At 65.0% G+C, this 11437-nt stretch carries 6 protein-coding genes and 1 rRNA gene; 1 reads left to right on the forward strand and 6 read right to left on the reverse strand.

Translation table 11 applies throughout. From position 1 onward, the window contains the following. The 6 genes from ACQ4W4_RS25945 to ACQ4W4_RS25970 form a co-directional block, all read right to left on the reverse strand. A 16S ribosomal RNA gene (locus ACQ4W4_RS25945) occupies nt 1-99 on the reverse strand; the annotation flags it as partial. A 405-nt stretch (nt 100-504) separates the two neighbouring features. Then, a complete protein-coding gene (locus tag ACQ4W4_RS25950; protein WP_436544406.1) occupies nt 505-1233 on the reverse strand; it encodes a YfaP family protein in 729 nt (242 codons plus the stop codon). Nucleotides 1234-1262: 29 nt separating this feature from the next. Next, a complete protein-coding gene (locus ACQ4W4_RS25955; protein WP_436544407.1) occupies nt 1263-2945 on the reverse strand; it encodes a DUF2300 domain-containing protein in 1683 nt (560 codons plus the stop codon). Continuing rightward, a complete protein-coding gene (locus ACQ4W4_RS25960) occupies nt 2945-7477 on the reverse strand; it encodes an alpha-2-macroglobulin family protein (protein WP_436544408.1) in 4533 nt (1510 codons plus the stop codon). Before ACQ4W4_RS25960 ends, ACQ4W4_RS25955 begins: the two co-directional genes overlap by 1 nt. Next, complete coding sequence (locus ACQ4W4_RS25965) at nt 7474-8148, reverse strand: DUF1175 family protein (RefSeq protein ID WP_436544409.1); 675 nt, start codon at nt 8146-8148, stop codon at nt 7474-7476. Before ACQ4W4_RS25965 ends, ACQ4W4_RS25960 begins: the two co-directional genes overlap by 4 nt. Beyond that, nucleotides 8145-9761 (reverse strand): DUF2138 family protein, encoded by a 1617-nt coding sequence (locus tag ACQ4W4_RS25970; RefSeq protein ID WP_436544410.1) that lies wholly within the window; start codon nt 9759-9761, stop codon nt 8145-8147. Before ACQ4W4_RS25970 ends, ACQ4W4_RS25965 begins: the two co-directional genes overlap by 4 nt. A gap of 135 nt (nt 9762-9896) precedes the next feature. On the opposite strand from ACQ4W4_RS25970, the gene ACQ4W4_RS25975 reads away from it, so the two are divergent. Further along, nucleotides 9897-11417, forward strand: coding sequence for a B12-binding domain-containing radical SAM protein (locus ACQ4W4_RS25975; protein WP_436544411.1), 1521 nt, complete (start codon nt 9897-9899; stop codon nt 11415-11417). The last annotated feature ends 20 nt before the right edge of the window (nt 11418-11437 follow it).

An 11437-nucleotide genomic window follows, 5' to 3' on the forward strand; every position in this document is an offset into this window, starting at 1 on the left:
CCACTCGCCACCAGAGCAAGCTCCGTGCTGCCGTTCGACTTGCATGTGTAAGGCATGCCGCCAGCGTTCAATCTGAGCCAGGATCAAACTCTTCAGTTTAATCTCTGTTACTTTGCCCTTTTACAGGCACCATCATTGCTGATGGGTCGCTCACTTCAAAAACAACTGACAGGCCACTTCTTGCGAAGCGTCCTATTTCATTTATTTATTCGTGAACATTTGATATTTTAAGTTAGACGCCAATCCTAAGATTGACGCTGCACTGACATCAAATGCCCACACTTATCGACTGTTAATTGTTAAAGAACTGTATTCGGTACTGCTTATTTACTGCTCTCGCGCTATCGACAAAGCGTTGTGTTTGTCAGCTGCGAAGAAGGAAGAGTATGAAGCGTTTCGCTAAATCCGTCAACCTTCTTTTTTCTCACCGTACTCAGCATTTGCATGCGTCGTTCAGCGAGGGGGCGAATTATAGCCAAGCAACGGCGCGTTCGCAAGAGCCATTTATGGCAAGACGAACGATTTCACCAAGGTCAGCTCGCCGGCGGCCCGCATCGGCACCTGGAAGCTCTGCAGCTTTTCACGCGGCGTGCCTTCGTTGGTGATGATCGAGATGCGGGCGACGGTCAGCATGGCGGTGTTCTCGCCGCTGCCGTAGTAATTCACATAGGCGTGATAGTTGCCCTTCAGGGGCGCCGCGCTGGAAAAGATTTCCGGGCCATAGCCGGTCGTCACGTCCACATCCAGCGCGCCGCCATCTTTCAGGACGCGGTTGCCGTACCAGGCGTGACCGCCGTCCGGCGTGACCACGTGCAGATCGAGGTCGGTGCCGGCGCTGTCCCACGACAGCACGATGCGCAGGCGCGCCTGCATCTTGCCCTGGTAGCTGTCGACAAACTGGGTGCGCGCGCGACTCCTGCCATCGGGCGAACGCACTTCCACGCTGTTCGAGCCGCTGCCAAAACCATACGGGCGTCCGTAGCTACCATCCTCGCCCACTTCCATCGGCATCGCCACGCCATTGACCACCAGGGTGGCGGGCTTGCCCTTGACGGCGCCTGCGATGCGTCCCCGTATCTGCGCCGTCTCGGCCTGGCCCGGTTGCAGGTTGACCGACGCGGCGGGGTAATTGACCGCTTGCGTATAGTCTTCGCGCGCACCGGCCGAATTGCGCCAGCCGCCCTTCGGGGCATCGATGGTGACCTGGGCCTGCGCCCAGAGTGGCAATAACATCAGCAAAATCGAGCAACGGCTATAAAAACTCACAGGGCCTCCAAATTAAGATCGACGAGCCGGCGGGCCAGCCGCTCGACATATTCTTCGTCCTGGCCGCGCGGATGGCGGCGCAGGCCAAGGTGCAAATATTCATGGGCCAGGGTGATGCGGTCTTCGCGCGTGGCCAGCGGGCGCATGAAGATGCGGTTGCGCGACTGCTCCGAATACGGCGCGCCGCCGGACAGGGCGCAAATCAGCGGCGCTTGCGGCGGCGCTTCGTAACCGGCTTCGCGCAGCAGCACGCGCTGCCAGCGCGGCACGGAACGCGCCAGCCAATCCTCGTTTTGCGCCAGGCGACGGCAACGCGCGCCGGTATTGCCAAAGGTGCTCAGCGCGCCGCCGGGATAGGCCGCCGCCAGCAATTCATCATAGTGCTTGCCCTGTCTGGCCTGGCGCACCGCCTCGCTCCACGCCATCGTGCCCTCGGACGGCTGGTCGCTGTGATAGCGCACAGTGACGCCGTCGACGATCAGCTGGTCGGTCCAGAGCGCAATCGCCAGCGCCGCCGGCGTGGCGGGGCTGGGGCTGACGCGCTGGGTCGCGCTGCTGTCGGCGATCTGCTGGCAGCCCGCCACCGTCACCGCGTTCTGCTGCAGATACGTGCGCGCGGCAATCGCCAGCGCCTTGGCCGCTTCCGGTTCATTCGCACTCGCTTCGCGATCGAGTACCCGCGCCACATATTCATTGACGCCGAAGCGGCCACGCAATTGCGGACGGCTGCCCTTCTCTTGCAGCAGCATCAGCTCGCCCGTGCTGCGCAAGGCCAGGTTCTGGCCATTTTCGAACTGCACATGGTAGCGGCCATTGAGCGGGCCGGGCGCCGCCACGCCCCGCTCACCGCGCACGGCGCGGATCGGATAGCGCTTGAAGTAATCGACCACCACGCAGCCGCCATCATCGGCCGCGCCCACTTTCGGCAAGCTGGCGGCCAGCCTGGGCGCCCACTGTTCGAAGACATTGCTGCTGCCGCCCGCGCCGCCAAACCAGATGGGGGTACCGTCGGCCAGCCAGCCCGCCGCGCCGCCAATCCGTTCGTCCGTACGGCGCTGCTCGTGCCAGGAATACGTCTTGACGCGCAGCTCGCTGCCGAACCAGCGCGCCGTACCGGCACCGCGTCCATCGAGCACCACGCGCAACAGCGCCGCTTCGGCGTCCACGCGGCTGGCGGCCGGGATGCTGTCGAGCGCGCGCAGCAGGCTGTCCAACCGTACCAGCCGCCCCGGCGCCAGCTGCGCGGGATCGGCCAGCCAGGCAAAGTCCCCTGCCGGCGCGCGACCTAAACGGGCGGTCCAGTACCGGCGCCACGGCGCGGCCGCGATCATCAGGCGCTGGGGCGAGAAGAAGGGGCCGCAGGACTGCGCCAGTGCCGCATCGTGGCCGATGCTCTGGCCCGCATCGCAGCAATACACTTCTTCCGGATCGCGGCCGCCGCAGCGGTAGTCGGGCATCGCCACCTTGTTATCGCTCGCGTACACATATACGAACAGCTTCCACAGGCTGGCCAGCGGCACTTGCCGCGTGCCGTCAAACGGCAGCGGCGCCGTGCCGCCCTGGCGCAGCTGGCGCACCTCCATCTTGCCGTCGCGCCACCAGGCCACGTCCAACGAGGCCGCAAAAACAGGCGCGGCCAGCAGCAAAGCCACCATCAGTGCAGGACGTGCCAGGCGCATCACTCGACCTTCAACGCGCGCGTGCTCTTGCCGCCGCCCTCGAAGGCTTTCTGCTCCGGCTGGTACATGCGATAAAAGCGCGCCGGCGGCAGCACATAACTACCCTTTTGCGCGAAGCGCAGCAAATGGCGCACCGTCACGTCGCCGGCCAAAGGCTCGATCGGCACGGCATAACCGTCGCGGCGCTCCGTGTGACGCGCGCGTTCCAGCGCGGCCGGCTTGTCACCTGCCATGACCATGCCCCAGGTCGTCGATTCAACCATGGCGCCCGGCGGCAGCGCCACTTCCAGCAAGCCAAAGCGGTGCTTCGCGCCCGGTGCCGCTTTCAAGGTGATTTCATCGAGGTACAGCGCGTCCGTGCTGAATGCCTCGCCCGGCTTGACCAGCTCCGTCGTGTAGCCGCCCTTGCCCGCCTTCATGCGCAGGATGCGCCGTTCCACGGTGACCGGCAAGGTTTGCGCCTCGGCAGCATGGCTGTCGTACTGCACCACGGCCACCGTGCCGGCCGGCGCCGGTGCAGCGAGACGCAGTTTGTCAGGCACGCCCTTGGCGTCAAGCCAGCGCCACAGCGGCTGGCCGCTGCTGCTGTCGCGTTTTTGCCAGGCGCCGTCCAGCGCGACGGCCGGCCCCTTGCCGAACGATGCGCCGCCCAGCTTCTTTTGCACCCACATCAACGTCATCGCGCGGTCCAGGGTCGGCATCTCGGCACGCACACTGCCCAGCACCGCGTCGGCCTGCGATGGCGGCACTTCGCCAGCCAGCATCAGCAAGGCTTGCGCCACGGGCGCTTTGGATTCGCGCAAAACTTGCCAGGCGCTGGCCACCTGCAGCTGCAGCCCATGCGGCAAGGCGATGCCATTCTGGCTGGCGACCAGCGCCACCAGGCCAAGGCTCATCGCCTGCGCTTCGCGGTCAGATGCCCCGCCCAGCAGCAGGCTGCCGCTGTCGCCCGCCTGGCGCGGCTTGCCGCCCAGGACGGCGATGGCGCTGTCGTCCACCAGGCCCGCCGCCAGCGTCTGCGTGGGCAAGCCCATCTCGCGCGCCATCCACAGCACCAGCGCACGGTCACCCATCGCTTCCTTCAAGCCATGTTCGCTGTAGACGGCCAGCAGCTTGTTCCAGTGCTCGGGCGGCAATTCGATGTGCAGCGCGCGCGCCGCGTACCAGTCCGCGTAATAGGCGTAGGCCGTCATCAGGGCATTGCCGGCCGTGGCGTTGCCCCACCAGCCGAAGACGGCGTTCGGACCGGCCATGGACACCAGGCGCAGACGCTGCGCCGTCAGCAGCGCTTGCAAACGTTCGCCCGCCGCGCCGGCGTCCGGCCCCAGGCTTTGCTTGGCCAGCGCCAGCGGAATCAAGCGGCTGGCAGTCTGCTCCACGCAGCCATACGGATAGTCGATCAGATCGTCGGCAATGCGCGCGAAGTGGCTGGCTGCTCCTTGAGCGAACGAGACGCGGAGATTGCGCGCATCCGCCGGCAGCTTGAGCGGAATATCACCGGTGGCGCCATCGAGCGGCAGCACCAGCGAACGCGGGCTGCTCCAGGCGGCGGGCAAGGTGTGCATGGCCGCCTCTAACGCGTCGACCAGCTTGCCATTCTGTTTTACTTCCAGGTGCAGAGGCCCGGCCCCGGCAGCGAGCGGGAATTCGACATAGTTCACGCCCGGTTTGGCGGACAATTTTTCCGTCTTCGGCTGCGCTCCGCCGGAGAGCACGACGTCGAGCGCCTGCTCCTTGCCCGTCTGGTTGAACACGGCCACCGAGGCACGCGGCGCGTCGCCGGCGCGCATCCAGTCCGGCGCCGTCCACTTGGCATAGAAGTTTTTATCGGAACGCAGATAGCCGGTGCGCTGGCCCACGCGCCCCTGTTCATCCATCGCGCGGCCCGTGATCCTCCAGCGGGTCAGCGCGTCGGGCATGGTGAAGCTCACGCGCGCATTGCCATTCGCATCGGTCTTCAGCGACGGCGCCCAGTACGCCGTATCGATATTGTCGCGGCGCGGACGTTCGAGCACCTTGACGCCGCGCTCGTTGTAGTTGTGGCGCGCGGGCGCGCCGGCGGTGCGGCCCTGCGCCATGTCGTAGCTGATGAAGGACAGGCTGGCCGTGGTGCGCACGTTGTTACGGCGTGGGTGGTAGAAGAAGTCGCCGATCTCGGGCGCGATTTCCGGCTGCAGCACATAGATCATTTCATCGACCACGCCCAGCGCCACCATGGTGCTCAGGGGCTTGCCATCGAGGGTGGCCTTGACGTCCAGGGTCACCTTCTCGCCGGGCTGGTAGACCTCCTTGTCGCTCTTGAACTGCAGCGCGATGCGCGGCTCGATCACTTGCAGGCCGGCGTTTTCGAAGACGAAGTCGCCGTTGCGCGTGTACGCCACCGAGAACGTCATGTTCGGGCCATGTTCCTCTTTGACGGGAATGCGCACTCTCCACTGGCGTGGCGCCACGCGCTTCGCCTGGTACCAATCCGCGGCGCCGGCCATCAAGCCATGGTGTTCGACCTTATCGCGCTCGAGCGTCAACAACGCCTGGTCGACCTTGTCGGAAAAAGTAATCAAGGCTTCGGCGGTGTCGCCCGGACGATAGCGGGCGCGATCGAGCACGATCTCGATGCTGCCCGGCGTCGTCTGCACGCCATCGCCGGCGACCCAGTGGCTGGCGGCGGCCAGCAGGTTGCCGCGCTCGTCGCGCAGCGCCAGCTGATACGAACCCGATGCCGGGAATGTCACGTCCCAGCCCTTGGCAGCCGGATCGAAGGCGCCCTCGGTCTTGCGCTGTTTTTCCAGCTGCACCATCTCCCAGCGCACGGGCTTGGCCGCGCCCTGGCCATCGGCCAGCAAGTCGAAATGCACGGCCTGACCGGGATCGGAAAACTGGCGCGTGGCCTTCAGCTGGTAGCTGCTGCTCGAGCGTTCTATCATCAGCTCGCGCGTCGCCTTGACGCGGTAGGCTGCGCCATCGGTCGCCAGCACGGTCAGGATGTAGCGCGACGGGTCGGCGGCAGGCGGCAAGGTGAAGTCCACATTGCCGCTGCCGTCGCTCGTCACTTCCTCGGTCTTCAAGGCCACGGGGAACAGGCCGCTGTAGCGCAGCTCCCCCTCGACCATGGTGTTTTGCTGGCCGCGCAAGGACAAGCTCATCTTCGCGTTTTTCACCGGCTTGCCATCGGGGTAGCGCAGCGCGATGCTGCCCTTGACCGCCTCGCCCGTCTTGAATTCCGGTTTCGAGGGCTGGACATTGATTTCAAAGTGCGGCTTGACGTATTCGGCCACGCGGAAGGCCGCGCCGTACGCGCCGTCCTTGTAATTGAAACGCAGTTCATAGCCGCCGGCGGTGGCTTCCGTGGGCAGGCGGAAGCGCGTGTCGGCGCCCGTGTCGCCGGACAGCTGCAGCGTCTGCGTCAGCAGCGGCGTGCCGTTCGGATTGAGCACAGTCAGGCTGATCGGTGCACTGGCCGCCGCCTGCGAGGCGCGTGCGGAGGTGAATTCGCGGCCCACAAATTTGACGTTGACCTCGTCGCCGGGCCGGTACAGGGGCCGGTCGGTCACGGCATAAATCTTGGTGTTGTAGATTTCGCTGTCATAGTAAAAATTCTCGGACACGAACACGCCGCCGGCGCGGTCCTGGCCCAGCACATACGTATGTTCGGGGCTGCCGCGCTCGAGCGACGCGACGCCGTCGGCACCGGTGGTGGCCGACTGCAGCACGCCCGTGCCGTCGGTCCACGCCACGCTGGCACCGGCCACGGCGGCGCTGTTGTCGCGTCGCGCCGTCCACACCAGCATCTGGCCGGACGAGACCTTGGTGACGGCCACCGTGTCCGACACGAACACCAGAGTGGTGGCGCGGTGCTCGCCGATGATCGCCTCGACCAGGTACAGGCCCGGCTTGCGCTTGCCCAGCGGGATCATCACGTTGCCCGCACCGGCGACGATGAAGTCGCTGCTCGACCCATCGAGCTTGACGCCTTTCGGCGGCGCGATGGCCTTGGCTTGCCAGATCGGATAGCGGAAGCTGTCGACCAGCTCCATGCCCTTGATCGGCTTGTATTGCGGATGGTTGGCGAACACTGTCGGCTTGCGGATGGCGTCATTCGTCGCCAGTTGCGGCTGCTCCTTCGTGACCGCGCGGCGCGCCTCGCCGGAAAACAGCTTGCGCCAGGCCAGGCGCGACTGCTTCCACCAGCTATCCCACAGAAAGCTCAAGGTATTGGCCAGGCCCTCGCCCTGGTAATTTCCCTCGACCTGGATACGGTGCAGATTGCGCTGTTTTTTCAGGAATTCCATCGCTTCGGGCACGCGGTAGACGACGATGTCGGCGCCCGAATATGCCTCCAGGTTCATGCGTCCCATGTCGCGCCCCGGCACTTCCAGGCGCACGCGCGCTTCATCAAGACTGCCGTAGCTGGCGTCCGACAGCAGGAAGAAGGGCTCGCCCTTGAAGGTGCTGTAGTTGCTCGGTTCGCGCTGCTGCGCGGAGGCGCCGCCAATGAGGGCCAACGCCAGCAGGCTGGCAAAGAATAGCCTCATGATATAAACGCCAGCCGGAACACACCGGCGAAATTCGGATTGTTGACCACAGGTTGCCACCGCGTGTCCTTCCAGCTCGTAAGTTCTTTGATATCGACGGTCCGCAGACCATTGTCGTCGGGGGTGACGGTGCCGGTGTGGTAGGCGATGCGCGCGCCCATCCAGACCATCAGGTGCTGTTCGTCGCCCTGGTCGAAAAACAGCAGGTCGCCGGGCAGCGCCTGGCTGATTTCGCGGGCGATGAAACGGCTGTTGTGCTGCACCAGCGCCAGCGCCGTGACGAAGTGGCCGACCTTGCCATCCGTCTGCACCCAGCGGTTGCGCAGGGCCGCCTGGGCCGCGCTCAATTCCAGTTCGGGCGGCAGGCGCCGGTCGCTGGCGATGCCGTTCGCATGCAGCCACTTCGCGTCATGCACGGTGAGCGCCTCATTGACGGCAAAGCGCACCAGGCCGGCGCAATCGCGGTGCATCCAGCGCGGCGACGGCCCCCGTTCGATCTGCGCGTTGACGATGCGCAGCATCCAGGCCTGGAAGGCGCGGCTCTGGGCCTGCGACAGCCGCACTTGCGGTTCGGCGGCCGCGCGCAGGGCCCAGGCATGGGGAAAGACAACAGCGGCAGTACCGCCTGCCAGCCAGCGCAAGGCGGCACGACGCGCATGCCGCACCGTCATCGTGCAATCTCCTGCCATTCCAGCGTTTCCCACGACGTGCCGCTGGCTGGCTGCCGCTTGAGCACCATGCGCAGCGGCGGATATTTTTTCAAGGCGTTCAGGCGCGGCACCAGGTGTTCGTTGGCGGCTGCGCGCAGTACCGGTTCGTTATTCGCCGGCAGGGTATCGAAGGCTTCCAGCTGGATCAGCCGGGCCAGCGAGGCCGGCGCGATCAGGCCGATCGTGTGCGCGCCATCGGGCAGCAGGTCGCTGGCGGCAGGCGCCTGCTTGCGGCGCACGGCCAGCACCTGGTCCACCAGCTTGCCGTCGGCCGAGAAGACAACCGTATTGCCGGCCACGGCCAGCGCCGGCGTGGACTGACCGAGGGCCGTGGCGACGCTGCGCTCCCAGCGTACGAACTCACCTTTAGCATCCTTGCCGGTAGTCTTGCGCACGGGGTCATTGCCGCCGATGGCCGCCGCGAACAGGCTGCCATAGACAGCGTCATCACCGGCTTGCGCACTGCGCGTGGCCACGAACACCGGCGTATGCAGGCGCGACGTCCCGTACCAGCAGGCGGCGGCGGGGCCTTGCAAGTGCCCGGCCAGCGGCGCCACCGGCTCGGAAGTCTTGCTGCCCAGGCGCTTGAGCACGGGCTGCAGCGCGGTCCAGTCCACCGGCACGCTGAAACAGGCGCTGGGACTATGCGGCAGCTGCGGCCACAGGGCGCTGCTGTCATAAGCACCGTTTTTCAGTTTATCGGCATTGAGCAGCACCTTCGATTGCCAGGCGCCCTGTTGAAAATCGAAGCGCAGCGCTTCGAGCGCGCCAAAGAAGGGCTGATAGCCGAACGACAGGAAGTCGGCCTTGACGGCGATGCTGTGGCCCTCGGGTGCGGCGCCGTCGAGATGGAATTGCGCATGAAAGACGTTCTGTCTGGCCGCTTCCGGCGCCAGCAGGCTGGCCACGGTTTTCTCGGCCGTGCCATCGCCCTTCTTGCCGTCGGCGCCGCCATACAGCATGCCGGGATGGGACAGGATCACCAGGCGCTGGCCGTGCGCGGCAAACAGCAAGGTGCGCTGGTAGGCATAGTTCAGCGCATACACGGGCACCTGGCCGCCATCGACGCGCAAGCTGCCCGCCACGCGCATTTGCGTATCCTTCAAGGCGATCTTGCCCGCTTCTTCGAGCAGGCGCGTCAGCTGACTGCGCGAGACGGCGATGGCGAAATGCTTGAGCGAGCCGTCGGCGTCGCGCCACAGGGCCACTTCCGCCGGCTGGTCCAGCACCATGCGCAGCAGCTGGTCGCCCCAGCCCAATTCATGCTCATAGGCGATGCGGCGCAGGCTGCCCTTGAGCCCCAGCCGGTCTTCGCTCTGCTCGTAATAGAACAGGAAATCCTCGCGCAGCACGTCGCGCGCCAGCGGCACCGTCAGCAGGTCGCGCGGCAAGGCCGACAGGCTTTTCGTCCGCACCAGCGCGTCGGGCCGCGACAAATCGAGCTTCAGGCCGTTGACCGGCCCCATCGCGCCCCAGCCGAAGACCCGGTAGCCGACCAGCGCGGCGGCCACCAGCGCCACGCCGGCCAGCGCCCCGACCAGGACTTTTTTCGTAAGTACTTTTTTCGCCAGCACCTTGTATCCCTTTTAGCCTGCCGCAGCATTGACAAGTTAGTAATTGTTGACAAATGGTAACATGGCATTGGCAGCCGCAGCGCACAGCTGACGCGACAGCGTAAAATAGCGGATTCGCCGTTTCCATCGCCTCCCATGACCATCCTGCTCTCCACCCTGAACGCCCGCTACACCCACGCCTCGCTGGGATTGCGCTATCTGCTGGCCAATATGGGGCCGCTGCAGGCGCAGACGCGGCTGCAGGAATTCGTCATCGGCACCAAGACGACGGAACTGGTCGAGCGCATCCTGCAGAACAAGCCGCGCATCATCGGTTTTGGCGTCTACATCTGGAACGTCGAGGAAACGACGAAACTGGTGGCCATGCTCAAGCGCGTGGCGCCCGAGGTCATCATCGTGCTGGGCGGGCCGGAAGTGTCGCATGAGGCGGGAGAGCAAGAGATCGTCAGGCTGGCCGATTACCTGATCACGGGCTGGGGCGACGTCACCTTCCCCAAGCTGTGCGGCGAGATCCTCCATGGCCCGAAGCCGCTGATGAAGATCCACGCGGGCGTGCAGGCGCCGCTGGCCGAACTGCAGCTGCCCTACTCCTTGTATACGGACGACGATATCCGCCACCGCACGATTTACGTGGAAGCGTCGCGCGGCTGCCCGTTCAAGTGCGAATTCTGCCTGTCGGCGCTGGACAAGACGGCCTGGCCCTTCGCGCTGGAGAACTTCCTGGCCGAGATGGAATCCCTGCATGCGCGCGGCGCGCGCCTGTTCAAGTTCGTCGACCGCACCTTCAACCTGAACATCAAGACCAGTTTGAAAATCATGCAGTTCTTCCTGGACAAGATCGAGGCGAATCCGGACGACCCCATCTACGCCCACTTCGAGCTGGTGCCCGACCACTTGCCCGATGCCTTGAAAGAGGGCATCAGCAAGTTCCCGCCCGGCGCGCTGCAGTTCGAGATCGGCATCCAGAGTTTCAATCCGGACGTGCAATCGCTGGTCAGCCGCAAGCAGGACAATCAAAAGGCGGCCGACAACATCCGCTGGCTGTGCGAGGAATCGAACGCCCACTTGCATGTGGACTTGATCGCCGGCCTGCCGGGCGAGGATGAAGCGAGCTTCGCGGCCGGCTTCAACAAGCTGGTGGCCTTGAAACCGCATGAAATCCAGTTCGGCATATTGAAGCGGCTGCGCGGCACGCCCATCATCCGCCACACGGAAAACTATGGCATGGTGTTCGACCCGCACCCGCCCTACACCATCCTGGCCAACAAGCAGCTCGATTTCATGAGCATGCAGCGCCTCGTGCGCTTTGCCCGCTACTGGGATCTGGTGGCCAACTCGGGCCGCTTCGCCAATACGGTGCAATGGATGCTCGGTGACGCGCCGTTTGAAAACTTCATGGATTTTTCAAACTGGCTGTATGCCCACACGGACGCCACCCACCGCATCGCCATGGAGCGCCTGGCCAAGCTGGTGGCGCAATGGCTGCAGACGCGCGGCATGAGCGCTGTCGAGGCCAACGCCCTCGTGGCCAGCGACTATGCGGGCGGCGCGCAGGCGGGCGCGCACGCCAAGACCAGCGAAGTGAGTACTAGCAGCGCCAAGGTGCGCCCGGACGTCGCCCTGCCGCAGCGGCAGGCGCGCCACCTGGCGTCCTGAGGGGCCGGCGATTGAACAGC

This window comes from Janthinobacterium glycogeni, from assembly GCF_051380725.1.
Classification (GTDB): Bacteria; Pseudomonadota; Gammaproteobacteria; order Burkholderiales; family Burkholderiaceae_D; genus Janthinobacterium.

What these genes read in the sequence shown, in the direction of transcription:
- ACQ4W4_RS25950 (WP_436544406.1), bottom strand. Translation starts at nt 1,233, where the DNA reads ATGTTATTGCCACTCTGGGCGCAGGCCCAGGTCACCATCGATGCCCCG.
- ACQ4W4_RS25955 (WP_436544407.1), bottom strand. Translation starts at nt 2,945, where the DNA reads ATGCGCCTGGCACGTCCTGCACTGATGGTGGCTTTGCTGCTGGCCGCG.
- ACQ4W4_RS25960 (WP_436544408.1), bottom strand. Translation starts at nt 7,477, where the DNA reads ATGAGGCTATTCTTTGCCAGCCTGCTGGCGTTGGCCCTCATTGGCGGC.
- ACQ4W4_RS25965 (WP_436544409.1), bottom strand. Translation starts at nt 8,148, where the DNA reads ATGACGGTGCGGCATGCGCGTCGTGCCGCCTTGCGCTGGCTGGCAGGC.
- ACQ4W4_RS25975 (WP_436544411.1), top strand. Translation starts at nt 9,897, where the DNA reads ATGACCATCCTGCTCTCCACCCTGAACGCCCGCTACACCCACGCCTCG.